Consider the following 21,402-nt stretch of genomic DNA (forward strand, 5'->3'; position numbering starts at 1 on the left):
GCGCCGCGCTAACGCGCGGCCTGCACGGCTTCCGAAGCCGCGGGCTTGAGGTGGAGCGCTTCCAGCCGCTGGGCCAGCTCCTCGCCCTGCACGCTCTTGCAGATGTAGCCGTCCGCGCCCGAGGCGCGCGCCAGGGCGCGCAGCTGGGATTCGTCCGACGCGGAGTAGAGGATGAACTTCGTGCCCTTGGGCGCCTGACCGCGCGCGAGCGTGAGCACCTTGTCGCCGCTGAGCGCGGGGATGTTCACGTCCAGCAGCACCAGGTCCGGCTGGGTGGTGCGCACCAGGTTGGACACGCCCAGCGAGGAGCGGTGGGTGCGGACGTCGAAGCCGAAGGCGGAGAGGGTGCGCTCCACGAGGGAGAGCTGGTCCTGGTCATCGTCCACGATGAGGACGCGAATCTTCGTCTCCGGCATGGCTTCCCCCTTCAGCGTGCGGATGGCACTGCGGGTGTTTCCTGACGGGGGAAGTATCCTCCAGACGTCATTCCCTGTCGCCCCCCACATGAGGGAATCCCCTTAGCGGGGTTGAATCGCAGGGGGCGAACAGGGGAGGGTGGAAGGGCCATGGAATCGGAACGCATCCGGGTGGCCATCCTGGAGGACCAGCAGGTCTTCCGGGAGGCCCTGGTGGCTGTGCTGGAAGGCGCGGGCATGGACGTGGTGGCGGACTTCGGGGAGCCCGCGCCGTTCTTCGCGCGCGTGCGCGAGACGCTGCCCCATGTCGCGCTGGTGGACCTGCGCCTGGAGCTGCCGGGGTGGGAGGCGTCCACCAGCGGGATGTCGGCGCTCCAGTGTCTGCATGACTTCTTCCCGGCGGTGAAGCCGCTGGTGCTGTCGGGCCACCGCGAGGCGGAGGTGGTGGAGCAATGCCTCCAGGCGGGCGCGGCCGGCTACCTGTGGAAGCAGAACGTGGGCTGCGCGGAGGTGGTGGAGGCGGTGGAGCGGGTGGTGCGTGGCGAGCGGCTGCTGCCCGCGGGGCTGGCGTGGCCGCGGCCGGAGGCGTCGCCTCGGGGCGAGCTGGACCGGCTGACGCCGCGTGAGCGCGAGGTGCTGGGCTACATCGCCGCGGGCGCGGACAACCTGCGGATCGCCGCACGCCTGGGCATCACCGAGCGCACGGTGAAGGCGCACATCACCGCCATCTACAAGAAGGTGGGCTCGGAGAACCGCACGCAGCTGGCGGTCCTCGGGTGCCAGTTGGGTGTGCAGCGCCCGGCAAGCGTCTGAGCCCGGAGGGCTTGCGCGTCAGACCGCTGGCCACTGGGAGCGCGCCACGACTGGTGGCACCGTCGAGGTGCCTGGGCGTCAGGCGCGCTCGCGCCTTCCCCCCCACGCCAGGGCGTCCGCTGGGGGCCAGGGCAGCGCTGCTGGCTGCCCTGGCCCACCGTGTGGAAAGCGGGTGCTTCAGCTCCCGGCGGCGCGCGGCGCGGGCAGGGAATCCCAGCGCGGCGCGCCCAGGTGCTGGAGGAACCAGATGCACGCCAGGTCCACCATCTGCGTCAGCGTGCCGGGCTCCTCGAAGCGGTGCGTGGCGCCGGGGATGACCTCCAGGCGCTTCTCCGTCGTCAGCGCAGCGTAGGTGCGGCGGTGGGGCTCCTGCGCGGACGTGTCCTCCGCGCCGACGATGAGCAGGGTGGGCGCGCGCACGCGGGCCAGCGCCGCCCCCGGCTGCGCCAGGCGTCCGCCCCGGCACACCACCGCGTCCACCGCCTCCGGCCGCATCGCCGCGGCGGCCAGGGCCGCGGCCGCGCCCGTGTACGCCCCGAAGTAGCCGATGCGCAGGGCGCTGGTGCGAGGCGCGCGCCGCAGCCAGCGCGCCACGCCCGCCAGGCGTCCGCCGAAGAGGCCCAGGTTGAAGCGCAGGTCCCGCTCGCGGCAGGCCTCCTCTTCCGCCGCCGTCAGCAGGTCCACCGCCAGGGTGGCCAGCCCCTCGTTCTGCAGCATCCGGGCGACTTCCTGGTCCATGGCGCCGCGGCGGCTGCTGCCGTGGCCCCGGACCATCACCACCACGCCGGTGGCGCCCGGTGGAACCTGGAGCAGGCCCCTCAGCTCCACCCCTTCCTCCACGGGGATGCGGACCTCTCCGTCCGCGGCGGGCGGCGTCCAGCCTCCCGTGCCTTGCGGCTGGGTCACCAGCCCGCGGACCGCCTTCTCCGAGCCTTCATCCGACCTGCGTGAACCCTGCTTCTTCATGCGGAGTCCCTCCTCTTCGTCGGACTGCGTCGCTGCCGTGCTACACGCGCTACGGACTGGAAGATTGCAGAAGCCGTGCCAGGGTTTCACCGGACACGGGGTGCTCCCATTCTACCAGCGCTTCTCTGGCGCGGTGCGGTGGGGCCGGTGACACGTGGCGGACAAGCAGGTGACCCCACCTGTGGGGTCCTGTCGTTTTTACCGGTGGGCCAGGATGAGCTCAAAGGGGCCGGGCAGGACTTCGGCGTCCTTGAAACCCGTCTCGTCCAGGACGCGCAGGTAGTGCTCCACCTCGCGCAGGCGGCTCACGCAGGTGTCCACGCCCATGAGGAAGTAGGACCAGAAGAACTGGGCCGCCAGCCGCTCCGGGGTGCGGAACTCCTCGCAGATGAGGACGCGGCCACCGGGCGGGAGCGCGTCGCGCGCGGCCACGAGCAGCGCGCGCGCCGTGTCCGCGGGCCAGTCATGCAGCACCCGCACGAAGCAGAGCGTGTCGTAGCCGCCGGGCAGCGGCTCCCGGAGGAAGTCTCCGCCCTGGAAGCCCAGGCGCTCGGGGGAGAGCCCAAAGCGCTCGCGGGTGCGCGCCACCAGCGGCTCGGTGGCGGGCAGATTGAACACGTCCACGTGAAGGCCCGGGTGCTCGCTCGCCAGGTGGGCGGCCAGCGTGCCGTCGCCCCCGCCCACGTCGAGCACGCGGCCGCCGCGCTCCCAGAGACGGTCGCGGTGGGCGCGGAGCGTCTCCAGGATGGGGGGCAGGCCCGCGGCCATGCTGGCCTCGAAGCCCGCCACCTGCTCGGCGGTGCGCGGAGGCCAGTCGAAGGCGGCGGGGGGCATGGAGCGCTCACCGCGCAGCACCTGCGGAAGCCGCCCGTGCAGCTCGTGCCAGGCGTAGCGCTCCCGGTCCTTCTCCAGGGACTGCGGGCCCAGCACGGCCTGGGCGGCGGCGCGCAGGCCCGGGACGGCCTGGTAGCGCGCGGATTCCAGCGCGTCGGTGGGCTGCTCGCGCCGCACCAGCCCCAGGCTCTCCAGGCAGTCGAGCAGCTTGTAGAGCCGCGCGGGCACCAGCCGGTGCCGCGCCGCCAGCTCGCCCAGGGTGACGGGGCCCGGCTCCAGGGCGTCCAGCAGCCCCAGGTCCAGGGAAGCCTCCAGGACGTCCACGGCGCGGGCGCCGTTGTACAGCAGGTGGAGCAGTGCGCGAGGGGTGGAAGCCAGGGCCGTGGCCTCCTCCTTCATGGCTGTTCCACCTGCATCCTGGCGGCGTGCGCCATGGGGCAGCCGCCGCCGGGAGGGGCCCGGTTGGCACCCGGGGCGATGCCGCCCTCGCGCTGCCATCCGGACGTCAGCTCCAGCCGCACGTCCCAGAGCTGGCGGAACAGCGGCAGCATCATCCGCCCCGCGAGCACCTGCGTGGGCAGGCCGTCCAGGGCCTTCACGGTGCGGTCCACGCCAATGGTGCGGCGCACCAGCTGGAAGTGGGCATGGAGCCAGCCCTGGAAGGCCTCGTCCATGTCCACCAACTGCTCGCAGATGCGCTTCAAGTCGTCCGGGCCACCCGAGGTGTACACGGACGCCAGCGCCAGCCCGCGCCGCACGAGCAGCCGGTCCAGGGCGCCTTCCAGTCCCTGCGCCACCCGCCGCAGCATGTTGTAGCCGGGGGACTCCTGGCCGCTGCCGTTGCCCAGGCTGCGCCGGATGACCTGGTAGGTGTCCGGCGTCATCGTCTCCAGGATGGCCAGCTCCTGCTTCACCGCCTGGAGCACCCGGCAGATGCGCTCCAGCCGCGACGAGGCGGCCCACAGCGCGTCCCGGTCCAGCTCGGCCACGACTTCCACCGCTTCGCGCGAGGCCAGCTTCAGCCAGAGCTCCTGCGCCTGGTGCACCACCTGGAACATCAGCTCGTCGTGGGCGACGCGCTCGCCGTCCGGCGCCTGCAGCGACAGCAGCGTGGGTGTCTTGAGGTAGACCTCGTAATCGAGCTCGCCCTTGCCCACCCACTTCTTCAAGAGGGGGTTGAAGAGAGGCTCTGCCAGCTCGAGTCGTAGTTTTTCGGCGTGACTGTAATCGATGGACGCGCTCATACGGCCCTCCTGAGTAGGGGGAGCTCGGAAGGTGTGGAATCGCGGGCCCCGTCCCAACGGGACCCGCGGGCATGTCATCCGGCGTTCAGGTGGTGGGAGCGGGCGTCGGGGTGGGCGGCCGGGGCTTCAGGTGGAAGGCGCGCAGGCGCTGTGCCAGCTCCTCGCCCTGCACGCTTTTAGAGATATATCCGTCCGCACCGGACGCGAGCGCCAGTGAGCGCAGCTTCGATTCGTCGGATGCTGAATAGAGGATGAACTTCGTCTTCGGCAGCGCGTACTGGCGCGCCAGGTTGACGACCTTGTCGCCCTTGAGCGCGGGGAAGTTCACGTCGATGAGGACGAAGTCCGGCTCCACCGAGCGGACGAGGTTGGAGACACCCAGCGCGGAGGTGTGCGTGAGCACCTCGAAGCCGTAGGCGCTCAGCGAGCGCTGTACGAGGTCGAGCAGGTCCGGGTCGTCGTCCACCACCAGGACGCGCGCTTTTTCTTCAGACATGGGTTCTCCCTAGATGCTTTCGAATCATCTCGAGCAACTGGTCACGATCAAGGGGCTTGGTGAGGTACGCGGTGCAACCGGCCGCGTGCGCCTTGTCCTGGTACTCCCGCCCCGCGTGTGCCGTCACCGCGATGACGGGTACATTGGCCGCGGCGGGTAGGGCTCGCAACCTGCGGGTGACTTCCCAGCCGTCCAGGCGGGGAAGCGACAGGTCCATCAGGATGAGGTCCGGGGCGTCGCGGATGGCGCGCTCCAAGCCGTGCTCGCCGTCCTCCGCTTCAATGACTTCGAAGTGGCCGTTGAGGTAGCGGCGGACGATGTCGCGGTTCTGCGCGCTGTCCTCCACATAGAGGATGCGGGCCAGCTTGCCGGCGCTGGCGGCGCGCTGGGACAGCAGCAGGCCCTTGGCCTGGGCGATGACATCCTCCAGCGCGTGGCCGCCCTTCTTCACGAAGCCGGCGAAGCCGTCACGCAAGAGGGCCTCTTCCTCCGCGGAGAGCGTCTTGCCGGTGAGCACCACCACGGGCACCTGGAGCTTCTCCGCGCGCAGCCGGCGCAGGACCTCGAAGCCGTCCAGGTTGGGCATCATCAAATCCAGCACCACCAGGGCGGGCGGGGACACGCGCGCTTTGAGCAGGGCGTCCTCGCCGCTGCGGGCCTCGGAGGTGGAGAAGCCGGCGCGGCGCAGGTTGCGGCTGACCAGCTCGCGGGTGGCCGAGTCGTCGTCCACCACCAGCACCTCACCCACGCTGGTGGAGGTGCCGGAGGACTGATGGAGGCTGCGCTGCACCACCTCCACCAAGCGGTCCGGCTCCACCGGCTTGACGAGGTACTCGCACGCGCCCAGGGAGAAGCCGCGCGCGCGCTGCTCCTCCACGGAGATGAGGATGACGGGGATGCCGGCCAGCGAGGGCTCGCTCTTGAGCTGGCTGAGCACCGACCAGCCGTCCAGCTTGGGCAGGTGGATGTCCAGGAGGATGGCCTGGGGCCGCAGCTCGCGGGCCCGCTTGAGGGCGGCGATGCCGTCCTCGGCCACCACCACCTTGAAGCCCGCGGGCTCCAGTTGTCCGGCCACCAGCTGCTGGATGAGCGGGTCGTCGTCCACCACCAGCACCGTGCTGCCCGGCTGGGCCATGGTGCCCACGTGCTGGGCCACTTCCGACACGGGCACGCCGCGCTCCAGGTGCGGCCCGCCGCCGTTGTCCGGCGTCTCCAGCGTGGTGGGCAGGCGCACCGTGAAGGTGGTGCCGCGGCCCAGCGTGGACGTCACGGTGACATTGCCGCCCAGCACGCGGGACAGCTCCCGGACGATGGCCAGCCCCAGGCCGGTGCCGCCCACCTTGCGCGTGGTGGAGCCGTCCACCTGGCGGAACTTCTCGAAGATGAAGGGCAGCTCGTCGGACGGGATTCCGACGCCGGTGTCCTCCACCGTCATGATGACTTCGCTGCCCGCGGGCACCAGGCTCAGCGCCACCTCGCCCGCGTCGGTGAACTTGGCGGCGTTGCTGAGCAGGTTGAGCATGATCTGCCGCAGCTTCAGCGCGTCCGAGCGGAGCATGCGGGCGGACGGGTCGATGTTGGTGGTGAGGGCCACGTCCTTGCCCTTGAGGTACTCCTTCACCGTGGCCAGGCACTCCTCGGCCAGCTCCTGCACGTCCACCTGCTCGGTGACGACCTCCACGCGGCCGGACTCAATCTTGGACAGGTCCAGGATGTCGTTGATGAGCGCCAGCAGCGTCTTGGCGTTCGTCTTCACGACGTTGAGGTCGCGGCGGCCGTGCGCCGTCAGCCGTTGGCCCTCCTCGCGCATCAGCAGGTCGCAGTAGCCGATGATGCCGTTGAGCGGGGTGCGGATTTCGTGGCTGAAGTTGGCCAGGAACTCGCTCTTGAGGCGGGCGGCGGCTTCGGCTTCCCGGGCGCGCTCCTCCTCGTTGCGCTTGGCCACCGCCAGCTCCTGGGCCAGCCGGTCCAGGTCCTCGTTCTGCTGACGGATGATTTCCATCTGCAGCGCGCGCTGCTGGTAGGACGCCAGCGAGCGGGCGGACACGGCGCGGGTGCGCTTGATTTCCTCCAGGCTGGCGGCGAGCTGCTTGTTGGCCGCCTCCAGCTCCGCCTTGGACGCGCGCAGCATCTCTTCGTGATGCTTGCGCTCGGTGATGTCCTCGGTGACGCCCATCACGTAGCGGGCCACGCCGTGCTCGTCGAGCAGGGGCAGCTTGCGCGTGGCGAAGATGCGGTCCACGCCGTCGGCGCGGGCCACCTCCTCGAAGGACTTCATCTGCTTGGTTTCGAGAATCTCCGTGTCGATGGCGATGAACGACTCGGCCTGCTCCTTGGGGAAGTAGTCGTGGTCCAGCTTCCCCAGCAGCCATTCCTTGGTGACGCGGAAGGCGTCCGCGAACGTCTTGTTCGCCACCACCAACCGGCGCGTCTGTGCGTCCTTCACGAAGAGGACGAACGGAATCGCGTCGATGATGTTCTCCATCAGGTAGTTGGTGCGCTCCAACTGCACCGCGGTGGCGGTGTGGCGGCGGCGGTCCGCCGTCATCCGCAGCTCGCGCTGCACCACGGGCGCCAGGCGGCTGAAGCGGTCCTCGGTGATGTAGTCGAGCGCTCCGGCGCGCACGCTGGCCTCCAGCGTGGCCTCGCACCAGTCGCGCGACAGCACCACGAAGGGCAGCTCCTTGCCGTGCTTGCTCCACAGCGCCTGGACCTCGGCGAAGCCCATGTCGGGGACTTCCGAGCCGCACAGCACCAGGCCCCACGTGCGTGACAGCGCGGCCTCCGCCGCGGCCGCCGTGGTGGCGCGCTCCGTCACCACCGCCACGCCCGCGTGCTGGAGGGCTTCCTCCACGCGTTGGCACTCACGCTCGCTGGCCACGAGCAGGAGCGATGCATTGTCCGCCGGAGAGTCAGAGGGAGGCTGCGAGGAGGCCATGGCTCAGTTCGCCCCGAAGACCAGCGCGGTCAGCGTGGTGTTGATGTGGAACCCCGAATAGATTTCGAAGTGCACGTTCATCCCAGCGGCGGTTGGCGCGGCCTTCAGCGTTTCCGCCAGTTGCTGCGCGGTGTTGGTGGCGCTGGCGTACCACATGCGTCCACCACAGTGAAAAAGCAGGGCGGCCTGGGGGTTCTGGACCCTGCGGGGTACCTCGTCGGTGAAGAAGCTGCGCGTCATGCCAGCCATGTCCCCCAGCTTCATCAGCTCCAGCTCGGTGCCTTCCTCCAGCAGGTTGGCGAAGAGGATGGAGCCATCCTCCTGCGGGCTCCAGGCGGCGCGGATGAAGTACTCCCGGCCCACGCGCAGCGCGGTGGGGCGCACGGCGAAGCCCCGGGGCGTGCCGAACTCCAGCTCCTCCACGCCCACGCCCAGGATTTCCGCGTAGCGCTTGGCCGCCGGGTGCCCGTCGATTTCGAGCGCGCGGGTGTGGCTTTCATCCACCTTGGTGATGGTGAGCTTCTCACCGGTGGGCACGTACCAGTGGGAGCGGAGCGCGGCCCAGGGCGCGCTCGTCTTGAAGAGGGCCACCAGCACCGCGTCGGTGGCGACCTCGCCATCCACGTGCACCATGGCGGACTGCTTGGCCGGGTCGCGGTTGGCGTCGCTGGCGCCGCCGCCCACCAGCACCAGCGTCTGGCACTTCTCCAGGATGCCGAGCAGCAGCTCTTCCTTCTTGTAGCGGAAGCCGTCGTCAATCACGAGGCCGACGAACCGGCGCGGGTCCAGGTCCTGCTGCCGCACGCCCAGGTCCTCGCACGCGCGCTTGATGGCGGCCGCGCCCGCGCTGATGGCGTCCACGGACAGGCCGGTGCCCAGGCCCAGGCCCACCTCGAAGTCACCGAAGAGGGCGCTCATCACCACGCTGCCCTCGTGGATGCCAGTGTTGTCCAGTTCGCCCGCGGTGGTGGCGCCAATCAGGCGCGTGTCCGCCGGCAGCCGCTGACGCACGGCGCGGTTGAGCGCGAGCTGGTCACGCTCCCGCGAGGCGAACATCGTCACCAGGCGGGGCGTGTCGCTGCCCAGTTGACTCAGGAGGTCCTCCGCGGCGGCATCTGGCTCCCTCAGCGTGGTGCGAGCCGTCTGCATCTTGACCTGAGCCATGGAGGAACTCCGAGGTGCGCGAGCGGGGGTTAGAGGCCGCTGCCGGGGTGCCGAGTATGACAGGCGCCGGTGCACTGCTGGAAAGACTCGGCGCCGCCCCCCACATACATGCTCTCGATGGGGCCGAATTGTGCCACGTGACTGTCAGGATAGCTCTTATGGCAGGACAGGCAGGCGGCCTTGCTGGTGCGCTGGATGCTCTCCTTCGTCAGGTGGCATGACGAGCACTGTTGGAGCGGTGCGTCAAAGCGGTTGGACCGCGAGTGGATGAAGTGGGTGCGCACGAAGATGGGGCCCTCCAGCTCGAAGGCGAGCGGGGCGTGGCACCCGGCGCATGCGGCGCGGTTGTCGTTGGCGTGCAGCACCACGCCCAGCTCACCGCCCTTGCTGTGGCAGGAGGTGCAGGGGCCGGTGGTGTGCTTGGGCTGGGTGCGCTGCGGGGTCCCCACCTGGATTTCAATGGTCGTCGACCCGGGGAGGTCCTCGCCCAGGTACACGCGGCGGCCCTTCACCGTCACCAGGTAGGTGCCGGGGGCCGCGTTGTCCGGCAGCTTGAACTGCCAGGTGTCCGTGTTGGGTTGGTTCCAGAGGTTCGGGTCGATGAACGCGCCGCCGAAGAGGACGTTGGCGAAGGGCAGGGTGGCGAACTGTGAGAAGACGCCGTCGCGCTCGGGCGTGGCGACGACCTGCTCATCCACTTCGGGGTCCAGGAACGCCTCCAGCGCGACGATGGAGCGGATGGGCTGGATGTTCTGCGCCGGCCCGATGATTTGCGTCATCAGCATCCGCTCGCGGTGCTTGCGCCGGTAGTAGGTGGTCGTCGCGTCGAAGAAGGCCCGGTAGTACTGCAGCCCGGATTCGGTGCCGTCGGGGGCCACTTCGTTGTAGGGCGGCAGGTATCCCTTGTCGTGGAGCCGGTTGCCCGCACCGTCCCGCAGGGTGAGCTGGAAGCTGATTTCCGTGCCGGGGGCATAGGTGCCGTCCGGGCGAGGCGGGGTGAGGGCCTCCACGCCAATGCGGAAGCCGTAGGAGTAGCGCGCGTCGCGCACCTGCTCGACCGGGATTTCGTAGGGCGCGGCCGGACGCAGGCTCCAGCGCAGGCGCAGCGTGCGGGTGTCGGAGCGCAGCGTGAGCGTCTGACGCTGGGCGTGCTCGTACGCGTTGCGCAGCTCCAGGATGGCCTCTTCCTCGAACTGGGTGGAGGCCGAGCAGTCGTCGGGCGTGGCGCAGCCGGAGGCCGTCTGGATGCCGCGGAAGCGGCGGATGAAGAAGTCATCCATGCCCGCACGGCGCTGATGCTCGGTGCCCGCGTTGAGCAGGATGGGGACGCCGGTGAGCCGGCCGCGCGAGTCCACCGGCTCCACGATGAAGTGGCTGGGCAGGTCCATCCACGCCGCGTTCCGGAAGAAGCGGCGGCGGGTGTAGGGCCCCGGGGCGCCGATGGACTCCTGGTCCACCTGACGCACGCCCCACCAGCCCAGGCCGCCGAAGTCGCTCTGGGCGATGAGGTTGCGCAGGCCCTCGTCCTTGGTGGACGTGACGAAGGTGCGGATATCAATCTGGTTGATGAAGAAGGTGGAGCCCTCGCGCACGCGCAGCGGCTGTCCCACGCCGTTCTTCACCTCGAGCGCTAGCGCCACCGCGGGCGTCTTGTTGCCGGGCCAGGGCCAGCCACCGAGCAGCGACTGGGGATCCGCGTCCAGCAGCGTCTTCTCCGCGGACCCCGTGTCCAGCGAGCGTGTCTCCAGTGCGCGTGTCTCCAGCGAGACCGCGTCCGGCGCCTGCGTGTCCAGCGAGGCTGCGTCCGGGGTGTCCTGTCCGCCGCAGGCGAGCATCAGCCCTGCGAGCGACGCGAGCAGGGCCCGGGGGGCTCCAAGTCCACCCATGGTGCAACTCCTCGTACGTGTAAAAGCCGACGCCGCCATGGCGTCTGGGGCCAGTGGGCCGTGTTACCCGTCGCCTGTGGGGCGGTGTGGGCCGGGCCTCTCCCGTTTCCGGGTTTCCCCGGTTCAGGTCTTTTTAGCCGTACGAAGATTATCTGCAACGAACAGATTTGTTCAACTTCTGGGAAAACAATCCGCCTGGGGTCAAACCTGCTGTGTTTTCAAGGAGATGAATGCCTGCCCCGCAGGGCTGCCTCACCCACAAGGTCATACCTGCACTTCATTCACTGAGCAGGATTCCTTGTTTGTCCTGCGGGGAAGCTCAATCGTGAATTCCGAACCTTCCCCGGTTCGGCTCTGGACGTGGATGGTGCCCCCGTGGGCCTCGACGAGCTGGCGGACGATGTAGAGCCCCAGGCCGGTGCCGGGGTGCTGCCCGCCGGCATGGACGCGCTGGAATCGGCGGAACAGGCGCTGCTGTGCTTCCACGCCAATGCCGATGCCGCCGTCCCGGATGGCCAGGCGGACGCAGCGGGTGTCGGCCTGGACGCGAAGCTCCACGGGGTGGCCGCGGCCGAACTTGAGGGCGTTGCTCAGCAGGTTGGTGACGACGCGGTCCAGGCGCTGCCGGTCCCACTGGCCGGTGGCGCCTTCCTCCACGCGGATGCTGAGGGCGCAGCCCGCGGCGCTGGCCTGGTCGCGGTGGCGCTCCACCACCTCGCGCACCAGGTGCGCCAGGTCCAGCGGCTCCGTGTCCAGCACCATGCGGCCCGCTGACAGGCGGGACAGGTCCAGGAGGTTGTGCACCAGCCGGCCCAGGCGCCGCGTTTCGCCCTCGGCTCCGGCCAGGCCGTCGCGCAGCCGCGTGTCGGAGGTGCCGGCGCTCTGCATGGACAGGCGCCGCAGCCGTAGCTGGAGCGAGCTGAGTGGGTTGCCCAGGTCATGCGCGGCGATGCCGATGAGCTCCAACGCGTCCTGCGCTTGCCCCAGCAGCCGGGCGTTGTCGAGCGCGAGCGCGGCGCGCGCCGCCAGCTCCTCCATGAAGGCCCGGTCCACCTGGCCGAAGCGGCGGTGCGTGCCGGTGGACAGCAGGCACAGCGCGCCCAGCACGCGGGAGCCCACCGCCAGCGGCACCGTGAGGGCGGACGTCACGCCCAGCGCGCACAGCAGCTCGCCGTGTGCGCTGCCTTCCAGCGCCGGCGGGAGGCGGGCGCCGTCCAGCTCCGGGAGCAGCTCGCTGCGGCCCGTGCGCACCACGCGGGAGGGGCCCACCTCGCCATCCTCCGGACAGCGCAGCAGCGGCTCCCACATGCGGTGGGTGGCGGCGATGTCCTCGCAGGCCACCGCGTGCGGACGCACCGTGCCGTCCTCGGAGGAGAGGAAGAGGATGCAGGCGTCGGCCACCTCGGGCACGCACAGCCGGGTGAGGGCCTCGCCCACTTCGCGCGCGCCAGACAGCGGCTGGAGCACGCGGCCGGCTTCCGCGAAGAGCGCCTGGGCCCGCTCCATCCGGCGGCGCTCGGTGATGTCGCGTGTCACCTTCACGAAGCCGCGCAGCCGCCCGTGCGCGTCGTACAGCGCGGTGAGCAGCGTCTCCGCCCAGAAGCGGCTGCCGTCGCGGCGCACCCGCCAGCCCTCCGCAAGCAGGCGCCCCTCGCGCGCGGCCCGCTCACGGTGCGCGCGGGGTACGCCCGCGGCCACCTCGTCCACCGGGTAGATGCGGTCCGCGTCGCGTCCGGCAAGCTCCACCTCGGACCAGCCCGTGAGGCGCTCGGCGCCCGCGTTCCACGCCGTCACCCGGCCGTGCTGGTCCAGGAAGCACAGCGCATAGTCCGTCACCCCGTCCATGAGGAGCTGCAGGTGCTGCTCGCTGGATTGGTGGCGCGCATGCAGCGGCGCCAGCGCGCGGTGGAGCACGAAGCCCAGCGCCGCCACGCAGGCCAGACCCAGCAGCCCCGCCAGGACGGCCTGGGGCTGGGCGCCGTGGCCCGGGGGCATGCTGGCTTGCGCGTAGACGGCGGACAGCAGCGTCGCGAGCAGCAGCAACCCGGCGAACAGGCAGGCGGACAGGCCGGCGCTCACTCGCTGGGCGAACGTCCAACGGCGCATCATGTGGTGACTCCCCCCCAAGGCACCCTTCCAGGCGTGCCGTCGGTGAGGAAAGCATCACCCAGACTGCCTGCTGGAAGACATCGTCCTGGTGGACGGGGTGGGTCCACCCCAGGGGCGCTCGGACGGTGCGGTGCGGGCCTCCGGAGGGCGCTCCGTCCGACGAAAGGCCGTCACGGGAAGCCGTCATGGAATGGCCTTCGTCCGGACAGGGGGTTATGAGCGGACGCTCCATGTCTCTAGTCGAAGGTTCGAAGGTCCGTTACCTCCCGCAGCCCGAATGGGGTGTGGGGCATCTGTTGTCGCTGCAGGAGGAGGGCGCCAAGGCGCTCGTCGCCTTCCCCGCTCGGGAAGACGCCCCGGTGCTGGTGTCCACCAAGGGTGGAGCCCTGGTGCAGTACCCGCTGCCTCCAGGCGAGCCGGTCATCACCTACAAGGGCCGCCTGGCGCTGGTGGTGCGCGAGGAGCCGGGGGCGCGCGGCCTGCGCCGCTACGTGCTGCGCTACGTGGAAAACGACGAGGAGGACGAGCTCCCCGAGTCCTCGCTGCGCGCGCTGCCGCCCCGCTCCGACCTGCTGTCCACCCTGCGCGAGGGCCGCGTGGGCGAGGCTCGGGCCTTCACGCTGCGCAAGCAGGCGCTGGTGCTGGACGACGAGCGCCGCTGCGACGCGCTGGGCGCGCTGCTGGCCAGCCGCATCATGGTGAAGCCGCACCAGGTGGGCGTGGTGCAGCGCGTGTTGTCCGCCAGCCGTCCGCGCTTCGTGCTGGCGGACGAGGTGGGCCTGGGCAAGACGATTGAGGCGGGCATGGTGTTCAGCGCGCTGCGCCTGTCCGGACTGGCGCGCCGCTGTCTGGTGGTGGCGCCCAGTCACCTCACCGTGCAGTGGCTGGTGGAGCTGTTCCACAAGTTCAACCAGCTCTTCACGCTGATGGATTCGGACCGCTACGCGCAGTCCCTGAAGGAAGCGCCGGAGGTGTCTCCCTGGGCACGCTTCCCCCTGGTGGTGACCAGCCTGGAGATGCTCCAGCGCAGCGAGGAGCACCGCCGCGCGCTGGCCGGTGAGGACGCCTTCTGGGATTTGGTCATCATCGACGAGGCGCACCACCTCAAGGGCGAGCGCGCCTTCGAGGCCGCGCAGGTGCTGGCGAAGAACACGTGGGGCCTGTTGCTGCTCACCGCCACGCCCATGCAGTTGGACCCGGCCGAGTACCACGGCCTGCTCACCCTCATCGACGCGGCCACGGCGCCCTCCGTCGCGGGCTTCGAGGAGCGCCTCAAGCGTCAGGAGGAGCTGTCCGCCGCGGTGCGCGCGCTGATGGAGGGCGGCAAGCCGTCCGCCGCGGTGCAGGCGCTGGCGAAGCGCTTCCCCGAGGACGCGAAGCTGTCCTCGCTGAAGGACCGGGACGCGCTGCTGCAACACCTGTCGGAGACGTACAGCCTCAGTGACCGGCTGGTGCGCAACCGCCGCGCGGTGGTGGGCGGCTTCTCCACGCGCCGGCTGCACCGCCACCCGGTGACGCTGCCCGCCGAGGAGCTGAAGGTCCGCGACGCCGCGCTGGCGGTGCTCGCCGGGGCCAGCCTGCGCGGCGCGCCGCTGGGCAACGTGCTGCGCCGGCTGGAGTCCAGCCCCGCGGCCTTCGCGGGCGCGGTGCGCGCCAACCCCGTGTTCAAGGGCCACGTGGACGCGCTGCGGCTGCCCTCGCGCGACGCGAAGTTCAGCGCCTTCCTGGGCGTGCTGCGCGGCGTCTGGAAGTCGGAGCCGGCGGCGAAGGTGCTCGTCTTCACGGAGAGCCGCGACACGCTGGACGCGCTCCAGTCCGAGCTGGGCCGCGAGGGCGTGGAGGCGCTGGGCTATCACGGTGACTTGCCCCTGGTGGAGCGCGACCGGCAGGTGGCGCGCTTCCGTGACCCGGAAGGGCCCAAGGTGCTGCTGTGCACGGAGGTGGGCGGCGAGGGCCGCAACTTCCAGTTCGCGCACCACCTGGTGCACTACGACCTGCCTTGGAGCCCGGCCACGGTGGAGCAGCGCATTGGTCGGCTGGACCGCATTGGCCAGACGCACCCGGTGGAGATTCACGTCTTCGACCCGGCGGGCACGCTGGCCTCCGACGTGCTGATGCTGCTGGCGGACGCCGTGGGCGTCTTCGGCGAGACGGTGGGCGGCCTGGACGCGGTGTTGGAAGAGGTGGAGGCGCGGCTCGCCGAGCTGGCGCTGATGCCGCGCGAGGCCCGCATGGCCTACGCGCAGGAGCTGAAGGCCCGCGTGGAGGCGGCGCGCGCGCAGGTGAAGCGCGCCTATGACCCGCTCCTGGACGTGCGCAGCTTCGACCGGCCCGCGGTGGAGCGCCTGGTGAAGCGTGCCCAGGAGCGCATGGGCATCGAGGCCGACGAGGAGGACGAGGACGGCGAGGCGGAGGCGTCCGGCGTGGAGGATGGCCTGTGGGGCATCGCGCGCGACCTGGACGAGCGGCTGGAGGAGACGGTGACGGAGCTGGCGCGCCGGGTGGGCATCGGCGTGGACACCGACGAGCAGGTGGAGGCTTTCCAGGTGGCCTTCCAGTTCGGCCACGCGCTGAAGGTGGACGGACTGCCGGGCATCGACGTGATGGAGGACCGCACGCAACTGGGCACCTTCTGGCGCGACACCGCGGTGGAGGCGGAGGAGCTGGAGTACTTCGCCACCGGCCACCCGCTGGTGGAGGCGCTCTTCGGCTTCCTGCGTGACGGCCCCTACGGGCGCAGCGCCTTCCGCTTCATCGAGCGGCGTGGACCCCAGAAGGGACGCGGCGTGGAGCTGCTCTTCCACGTCCAGTTGCCGGAGCCGGAGGACACGTCCCCGGGAGCCCGCGTGCCCAGCCGCCAACTGGCGCGCTTCCTGGAGCGCACGTTGGTGCACGTCGCGGTGGTGGATGCGGGCGGCAAGCCCAAGTCCGACCCCACGCTGCTTCCCGCGCTGGAGAAGGAAGGGAAGTCGCTCAAGGGTGACGAGGTGTCGCTTGCCTTCCCCGGCTTCGCGGACTTCGTGGACGCGGCGGTGCCCGTGGGCCAGAAGGCCGCCGAAGCGGAGCTGGCGAAGCTGGCCACCCGGGCGCGCAAGGCCATTGAAGCCGAGCGCGACGCCGCCGTGGCCCGCATGCACCTGTCCCTGGGGCACCAGGGCCTCTCCACCGAGGCCGTGGAGGCGCAACTGGACGCGGAGCGCACCCACTACGCCCGGCTGCTGGACGCCCTGGCGGGTGCCAAGGTGGTGCTCGACTCCGCCTGCGGCTTCGTCCTCAACCGCTGAAGGCGCCTCGCCCAAGGTCCGCCTGTTGACGCGCTGCGCTGTATTGCTGGGACTTCAAGAATTGCTGATTTTGTTCTCCTAGTGAAATCGCGCGTCTTCAGGACAACGGGCCATTTGACCGATTCCTCAATCAACGAGAAATAGGATGGTGGAGGCTCGTATGATCCACCGAGGCACCCCACGCACACGACGTCAGTCGGGACAGGCCGCGGTGGAAGCGGCGCTGACCCTTCCGCTGGTGGTGTTCCTTGTCCTGGGGACACTGCAGCTCTTCATGATGCTCCAGGCCCGCATCCTGGCGCAGGTGGCGGCATACCGGGCGGTGCGCGCGGGCAGCATCAACCACGGCAACTGCCTGCCGATGATGCACGCGGCGCTGGTGACCATGCTGCCCACGGTGGCGCGCACGGACAGCTCGGCAACCCTGGCGGCGGCCTTTTCCCCCCGCCGTCACAACCAATTCCGGGTGCGCAACTCCTACGGGCGCGACTTCAACGAGCCATTGATTGAAATCGTCCGGGAGTCGCCGGATGCCGGCTGGGCGCAGGAGCTGACGGGGGGCGAGGACCTGCTCTTTGATCAGCCCACGGACAACGCGGCGGCGCTGCGGGCCCGCACGTTGGAGATACGCATGGTGGCCTGGTACTACATGCGCGTCCCCTTCGCGAACTGGGTGATGAGCCGCATGCTGCTGGCCCACTTCCGGCTCCGGCGCTACACGGCGGCCAACCCGCTGATGCCGGTGCAGCGCCGCTCCGCGTGGTGGGGCGAGACGAGCGCCACGCTGGGGCGCGACGGATGGCCCGGCGGTGATTTGGGCACGCGCATGGTGCGCTGGAGCGACCAGGGACACTTCGTGTTCCCCATCCAGGTCAACGCGGCCATGCGAATGATGACGCCCGTCATGTCCGAGTACTTCATGGGAGGTCCCGCGTGCAATCTCCACGGCTCGTGAGGCACTCGCGGCGAGGTCAGGCGCTGGTGCTGTTCGCGCTGACGCTGCTGCTGCTGACGTTGATGGTGCTGATGACGCTGGGCTTCGGCATGCGCGCCAAGGAGCGCGTCGAAATCCAGATGGCCGCCGACGCGGCCGCCTACAGCCAGGCGGTGGCCACGGCGCGCGCCTTCAACGCCATCGCGGTGATGAACCGCGCCCAGGTGGCGCACATGGTGGCCATGGCCGGCACCCAGTCGCTCATCAGCCACAGCAGCCAGGAATACGCGGCGCACGACGTGGCCTGCCCCGGCTCCATCCCGCCGCCGGTGTGGTTCGCCGCGGACGCGGCCGCCGCCGTGCAGGTGCAGCAACTCCAGGGGCGGGCCGGCAACCTGTTCCAGGCCGGGCTCAACATCTACGGCAAGCTCCTGAGCGAGCACATCGCGGAGCAGGAGCTCACCCGGCGTGTCGCGCAGGCGGTCAACTCGGAGCTCCGCGCGCCGTCCGCTGGCGCGGCCAAGAGCTTCTCCGAACTCAATGGTGGCAACGACGTCCCGGAGCGCGACGCCGTCATCCAGTCCATCAAGGCGGGCACCTATGGCTGCGGCGTGGGGGACGGCGCGCTCTGCCCTTCGGGCGGCGGCACCCCCGCGCTCAACGCCACCATGGGGAGCATGGGGTGGACGTGGGTCCACAACCGTCCGGGAGGCACCGCCGGCTTCGGCACCGGCGGCGCCGCCATCTCCACCAGCTTTCGCCGCTACGGCTCGGTGTCGCAGATGGACCCCGCGACGTATGACACCGTGTCGGGCCGCAACTCGACGGCGCATGACCACGGGCGCGTCGTCATCCCCACGCGCTGCACCCGAGCGCCGACGCTTCCGCCCATCGCGACGGATGCGTGGGTGATGTCCGACGAGGAGCAGACGCACGAGGACCAGCACGTCTACGGCGCGCGCATGCCCCCGGGCCAGGCGCCGGAGGACGGCAAGCCAACCTACGAGACGCACACGCTGGGCGCGTGCGTGGTATGCCCCGGCATCTGGCCCTACTCCGTTGGCTACAACGTGGACGAACTGCACGCGGGCGCGTCCAACCACTACGGCCAGCCCAAGCTGTACAGCATGCTGTACCGGGACTACGCGAGCGCGGAGCGCCGGGCCCGCCCGGACCCGTGGAACCTCTTCTTCCGCTTCCGCTTCGCGGGGACCGAAACAGAGTTCGACAACAGCAGCCCGCTGGGCCGCATCCGCCCCACGGGCCGCGAGGACGTGCACCGCAACCAGGTGGCCCTCTCCGCCGGCATGGTCTACTACCACCGGCCCCGGCCCGCGGCGCAGGGCGGCGGCTGGCGCGAGCCCCCCAACTTCCTCAACCCCTTCTGGCGCGCCACGCTGGTGAGCGCGGAGGGCGCCCGGGATGACCGGCCCGCGGACAGCCTGTCCGCCGCTGGCTTCTCCGGGCACGCGCGGGCGCTGCGAGAGCTGCACTCCGTGGGCTACCGGGGCGGTGGCCCCGGCGACAGGGGCTACTGACATGCGGGTTCGCCATGCACGAGGCCAGTCGCTGGTGGAGACGGCGCTGGGGGTGATGGTGTTCGTCACCATCCTGCTGTTCGGCATCTACTTCGCCGAGGTGGGCGCGCTGACGCTCAAGGTGCAGGAGGCCGCCAACTTCGCGATGTGGAACGCCACCGGTCGGGTGATGCACGACCCGCAGGACAACGAGTGGGGCCGACGGGGCACGGTGCTCGCCGCCGAGGCGGAGGCCAATGGCCGCTACGCGGACTTCGACGGACGTCAGCGCATGGGCCGCACGGGCGTGGCCGTCCAGCAGGCCATTGCCCGCGCGCAGCCCATCCAGGTGGATTGCCGCCCGGAGCTGCCGGGCACCGTGCGCGGCCTTTCCATGGCGGACGCCGACCCGGACCTGGCCGGCACCATCGCCATGGGGACGCAGGGCATGGGGTGCACCGCGTCCTCGAGCATTCGCGGCGTCCGGATTGGCCGCTATCTGGAGAATGGCCGGGAGGGGTTCTTCAAGGTGTCCCAGCGCCGGGCCGCTGATGCCTTCACGGTGTGCGCCGCCGGGCGCGCCTCGGGCGGCCGCTGCACGGCGCGCTTCGGCATGCTGCTGGATGACTGGGGGCTGGGCGGCGTGGAGGAGGGCCGGGCCTGCGCGCTCAACGTCAACGGCGCGCGCCGGTGCGCCAACCCGGACTACTACGAGTGGGCGCAGCGCGTGTACCGGGCCAACGGTGCGGGGGGGAACGCCGGATCTATGCTCGCGGCAATCACCGGCGCGGCCGGCGTCAACGAGGACCAGTTCTTCATGAGCTTCCGCGGCGAGGAGGACAACTACGAGGAGAACCTCGGCTCCACGCACGCCGGCGGCCAGACGCGCTGGGAGGTGACGCCTTTCGACGCGCCCAACATCCGCTCGTACAAGGTGGGCCGCGCGAACCACTGGCTCGGGGTGCCGCGGTGACGTGGCGCCGGGGGCTGCTCGTCACGGCGTGCCTGCTCGGCGCGGCGCCGGTGGTGGCCCAGGGCACGGCGGCGAAGGTACCCGTGGCCGCACAGGGCCCGGCGGGCAAGGCACCCGCCGCGTCCCCGGCACAGCCCGAGGCTCCCGCGCGGCCGCGCTTCGCCTGGCCCCGCGTGCAGGTCATCGACACCGTTGAGTCGAACGAAATCGTCGAGGCAAGGGGCATCCCTGTCGCGCTGCGCGCCGTGCACGCGAAGGAGCGGATGGATGCCCTGGTGCAGCGCTTCGCGGACGCCTTCATCCAGGCGGGCCTGCACCTGCCACCGGGCCATGAGCAGCCGCAGCTCGCCAGCGGCGCGGTGATGCTCACCGCCATCGACGGCCACCGGGGCATCACCTACACCGTCATCTTCCAGCCGCAGCCGGACCGCACCACGATGATGTACCTCGGTGAGGCCAATCACGCCCTGCGCAGGGACCCGGCGGCGGCGGGGGACTTCGCGCCCATGCCGCCCCAGGCCAGTCAGGTGCTGCGCGTCAACAGCGAGAGCTCACGCACGCTCGCCTTCCACGTCCCATTGTCTGGCGAGGCCGTGGACGCCTTCTACGCCCAGACGCTCACACGCGCGGGCTGGAGGCTGGAGGAAGGGGAGACGTCCTTCTACGTGCGCACGGGCGAGGAGCTGCGCGTGGTGCACGAGCCGGGCGAGGGGAATCAGCGGGCCGTGGTGCTGGTGTACCGCGGCGGGCGGAGCGTGCCACCGCCGCCGCCTGGGCCCGCCGCCGTCGTGCGCTGAAGCTCAGGCGCGCAGCTTCTCGCGCAGCGCCTTGGCGCGGCCCTGCATGTCTGGGTCCATGCTCGTCAGCTCGACGGACTTCAGGCGCTGGTCCAGGCTCTGCGGCACCTTGGTCTTCAGCTTGCCTTCCTCCCCAAGCACCTCCAGCTTCGCCAGCGCCTTGTCGACGATGCGCTCGCGCGGGTGGTCCAGCAGGCTGTCGAGGAAGTACGCGTCCTCGGGCAGCTCCGGATACTTCTCCAGGTAGTCCACCACGGCCTTCACCCAGTCGGCGCGCGTCTCCGACTCGGTGACCTTCTGCATGGCCTGCTTCTGGGCCTTGCGCTTGCCCTCGGGGTCGAACGTCTTCGCCAGCCCCTCCGGCAGCTCGCCGCCGGTGAAGAGCGCGTCCGCGGCGGCCTTGTACTTCTGGTAGCTCGCGCTGCGCTCCAGCTTCTGCTGCGCGGGGTCGTCCTGGCGGGAGGCGTACTTGCTGCCCTTGCCGCGCCCCGCGTCGATTTCGCGCCAGCTCTTGTTGCGCTTGCCGGAGAAGCCGCCGCCGCCGTTGTCGTCCCTGTCCTTGGCCATCCTTCATCTCTCCTTGCGAGCGCCCCACAGCGCCGCCAGTCCGCGATGGACGAGGCGCCGCACCACCTCCAGTTCCTGGGAGGACAGGGGCTGCTCCTCGTCCTGCTCCGCCTCGAAGAGCGCCTCGTCCGCGTAGTCCTTCAGCGGCTGAGGCACTGGCGGGGCATCCGTGTCCGCCTCCAGCACCGCCGGCTTGATGGACGTGAGTCCCGGCGGCCAGCCCAGCTCCAGCATGGCGTACAGCTCGAGGAGCAGGTGGCGAGCGACGCCATATCCTTCGTCCGTGAGCGCCGCCGCGTCAAGCGCGCCCAGCAGCGCGTCCTGCCGGTTTTCGAAGGCATGGGTGAAGCGCGTGCGCGTCTTCTCGTCGTCCTCCAAATAACGCCAGGCGGCCTCCACGAATTCGCCCGTGGGCGTCCCCGGGTGGAAGGGCGCGGGCGCGGGGGCCTTCACCTTCTTCGGGC

At 70.5% G+C, this 21,402-nt stretch carries 16 protein-coding genes and 1 pseudogene; 6 read left to right on the top strand and 11 right to left on the bottom strand.

Features of this window, described 5'->3' with window-relative positions:
• Positions 1–8: 8 nt before the first annotated feature.
• Positions 9–416 carry a response regulator gene (locus FMP39_RS25525; RefSeq protein WP_026114312.1) on the bottom strand — a complete coding sequence of 136 codons (408 nt, stop codon included), beginning with the start codon at positions 414–416 and terminating at the stop codon, positions 9–11.
• A 150-nt stretch (positions 417–566) separates the two neighbouring features.
• On the opposite strand from FMP39_RS25525, the gene FMP39_RS25530 reads away from it, so the two are divergent.
• Positions 567–1,229: a response regulator transcription factor gene (locus tag FMP39_RS25530; RefSeq protein ID WP_141592794.1), complete on the top strand. Its 663-nt coding sequence runs from the start codon at positions 567–569 to the stop codon at positions 1,227–1,229.
• A 177-nt stretch (positions 1,230–1,406) separates the two neighbouring features.
• On the opposite strand, the gene FMP39_RS25535 is transcribed toward FMP39_RS25530, so the two are convergent.
• The 8 genes from FMP39_RS25535 to FMP39_RS25570 all read right to left on the bottom strand — a co-directional run bounded on the left by FMP39_RS25535 (position 1,407) and on the right by FMP39_RS25570 (position 12,866).
• Positions 1,407–2,195 carry a dienelactone hydrolase family protein gene (locus tag FMP39_RS25535; RefSeq protein ID WP_228558328.1) on the bottom strand — a complete coding sequence of 263 codons (789 nt, stop codon included), beginning with the start codon at positions 2,193–2,195 and terminating at the stop codon, positions 1,407–1,409.
• A gap of 198 nt (positions 2,196–2,393) precedes the next feature.
• The gene (locus FMP39_RS25540) at positions 2,394–3,428 is read right to left on the bottom strand and encodes a methyltransferase (protein ID WP_141592796.1); all 1,035 of its coding nucleotides are present in this window, start codon (positions 3,426–3,428) and stop codon (positions 2,394–2,396) included.
• On the bottom strand, positions 3,425–4,273 hold the full coding sequence (locus tag FMP39_RS25545) for a tryptophan 2,3-dioxygenase family protein (protein ID WP_141592797.1): 849 nt from the start codon (positions 4,271–4,273) through the stop codon (positions 3,425–3,427). Before FMP39_RS25545 ends, FMP39_RS25540 begins: the two co-directional genes overlap by 4 nt.
• An 85-nt stretch (positions 4,274–4,358) precedes the next feature.
• Complete coding sequence (locus FMP39_RS25550; protein WP_090485883.1) at positions 4,359–4,769, bottom strand: response regulator; 411 nt, start codon at positions 4,767–4,769, stop codon at positions 4,359–4,361.
• Complete coding sequence (locus FMP39_RS25555) at positions 4,762–7,707, bottom strand: response regulator (protein WP_141592798.1); 2,946 nt, start codon at positions 7,705–7,707, stop codon at positions 4,762–4,764. Before FMP39_RS25555 ends, FMP39_RS25550 begins: the two co-directional genes overlap by 8 nt.
• A 3-nt stretch (positions 7,708–7,710) precedes the next feature.
• Positions 7,711–8,871 (bottom strand): FIST signal transduction protein, encoded by a 1,161-nt coding sequence (locus FMP39_RS25560; protein WP_020478996.1) that lies wholly within the window; start codon positions 8,869–8,871, stop codon positions 7,711–7,713.
• Positions 8,872–8,900: 29 nt separating this feature from the next.
• On the bottom strand, positions 8,901–10,796 hold the full coding sequence (locus tag FMP39_RS25565; RefSeq protein WP_141592799.1) for a cytochrome C: 1,896 nt from the start codon (positions 10,794–10,796) through the stop codon (positions 8,901–8,903).
• A gap of 225 nt (positions 10,797–11,021) precedes the next feature.
• Entirely contained in the window at positions 11,022–12,866 is a 1,845-nt protein-coding gene (locus FMP39_RS25570) for an ATP-binding protein (RefSeq protein WP_141592800.1), read from the bottom strand.
• 230 nt (positions 12,867–13,096) lie between these two features.
• On the opposite strand from FMP39_RS25570, the gene FMP39_RS25575 reads away from it, so the two are divergent.
• The 5 genes from FMP39_RS25575 (at position 13,097) to FMP39_RS25595 (ending at position 20,371) form a co-directional block, all read left to right on the top strand.
• Positions 13,097–16,150: a helicase-related protein gene (locus FMP39_RS25575; protein ID WP_194858559.1), complete on the top strand. Its 3,054-nt coding sequence runs from the start codon at positions 13,097–13,099 to the stop codon at positions 16,148–16,150.
• Between the two features lie 145 nt (positions 16,151–16,295).
• Complete coding sequence (locus FMP39_RS25580; RefSeq protein WP_090485864.1) at positions 16,296–17,105, top strand: TadE/TadG family type IV pilus assembly protein; 810 nt, start codon at positions 16,296–16,298, stop codon at positions 17,103–17,105.
• A complete protein-coding gene (locus tag FMP39_RS25585; RefSeq protein ID WP_141592802.1) occupies positions 17,084–18,622 on the top strand; it encodes a pilus assembly protein in 1,539 nt (512 codons plus the stop codon). The genes FMP39_RS25580 and FMP39_RS25585 overlap by 22 nt, the downstream gene beginning before the upstream one ends.
• Before the next feature lies 1 nt (position 18,623).
• Positions 18,624–19,574 (top strand): hypothetical protein, encoded by a 951-nt coding sequence (locus FMP39_RS25590; RefSeq protein ID WP_194858560.1) that lies wholly within the window; start codon positions 18,624–18,626, stop codon positions 19,572–19,574.
• On the top strand, positions 19,571–20,371 hold the full coding sequence (locus FMP39_RS25595) for a hypothetical protein (RefSeq protein ID WP_141592804.1): 801 nt from the start codon (positions 19,571–19,573) through the stop codon (positions 20,369–20,371). Before FMP39_RS25590 ends, FMP39_RS25595 begins: the two co-directional genes overlap by 4 nt.
• A 3-nt stretch (positions 20,372–20,374) precedes the next feature.
• Here FMP39_RS25595 and FMP39_RS25600 read toward each other — a convergent pair whose 3' ends face one another.
• Positions 20,375–20,938 carry a hypothetical protein gene (locus FMP39_RS25600; RefSeq protein WP_090485852.1) on the bottom strand — a complete coding sequence of 188 codons (564 nt, stop codon included), beginning with the start codon at positions 20,936–20,938 and terminating at the stop codon, positions 20,375–20,377.
• Positions 20,939–20,941: 3 nt separating this feature from the next.
• Positions 20,942–21,402, bottom strand: a pseudogene (locus tag FMP39_RS25605) (hypothetical protein); the annotation flags it as partial.

The organism is Myxococcus sp. AB056, from assembly GCF_006547365.1.
GTDB lineage: Bacteria > Myxococcota > Myxococcia > Myxococcales > Myxococcaceae > Myxococcus > Myxococcus virescens.

Bases quoted from the DNA above. Each gene is read 5' to 3' on its own strand.
- FMP39_RS25555 (WP_141592798.1), bottom strand. From the start codon at position 7,707: ATGGCCTCCTCGCAGCCTCCCTCTGACTCTCCGGCGGACAATGCATCG.
- FMP39_RS25590 (WP_194858560.1), top strand. From the start codon at position 18,624: ATGCGGGTTCGCCATGCACGAGGCCAGTCGCTGGTGGAGACGGCGCTG.
- FMP39_RS25560 (WP_020478996.1), bottom strand. From the start codon at position 8,871: ATGGCTCAGGTCAAGATGCAGACGGCTCGCACCACGCTGAGGGAGCCA.
- FMP39_RS25545 (WP_141592797.1), bottom strand. From the start codon at position 4,273: ATGAGCGCGTCCATCGATTACAGTCACGCCGAAAAACTACGACTCGAG.
- FMP39_RS25570 (WP_141592800.1), bottom strand. From the start codon at position 12,866: ATGATGCGCCGTTGGACGTTCGCCCAGCGAGTGAGCGCCGGCCTGTCC.
- FMP39_RS25530 (WP_141592794.1), top strand. From the start codon at position 567: ATGGAATCGGAACGCATCCGGGTGGCCATCCTGGAGGACCAGCAGGTC.
- FMP39_RS25575 (WP_194858559.1), top strand. From the start codon at position 13,097: ATGTCTCTAGTCGAAGGTTCGAAGGTCCGTTACCTCCCGCAGCCCGAA.
- FMP39_RS25600 (WP_090485852.1), bottom strand. From the start codon at position 20,938: ATGGCCAAGGACAGGGACGACAACGGCGGCGGCGGCTTCTCCGGCAAG.
- FMP39_RS25525 (WP_026114312.1), bottom strand. From the start codon at position 416: ATGCCGGAGACGAAGATTCGCGTCCTCATCGTGGACGATGACCAGGAC.
- FMP39_RS25565 (WP_141592799.1), bottom strand. From the start codon at position 10,796: ATGGCGGCGTCGGCTTTTACACGTACGAGGAGTTGCACCATGGGTGGA.
- FMP39_RS25540 (WP_141592796.1), bottom strand. From the start codon at position 3,428: ATGAAGGAGGAGGCCACGGCCCTGGCTTCCACCCCTCGCGCACTGCTC.
- FMP39_RS25580 (WP_090485864.1), top strand. From the start codon at position 16,296: ATGGTGGAGGCTCGTATGATCCACCGAGGCACCCCACGCACACGACGT.
- FMP39_RS25550 (WP_090485883.1), bottom strand. From the start codon at position 4,769: ATGTCTGAAGAAAAAGCGCGCGTCCTGGTGGTGGACGACGACCCGGAC.
- FMP39_RS25535 (WP_228558328.1), bottom strand. From the start codon at position 2,195: ATGAAGAAGCAGGGTTCACGCAGGTCGGATGAAGGCTCGGAGAAGGCG.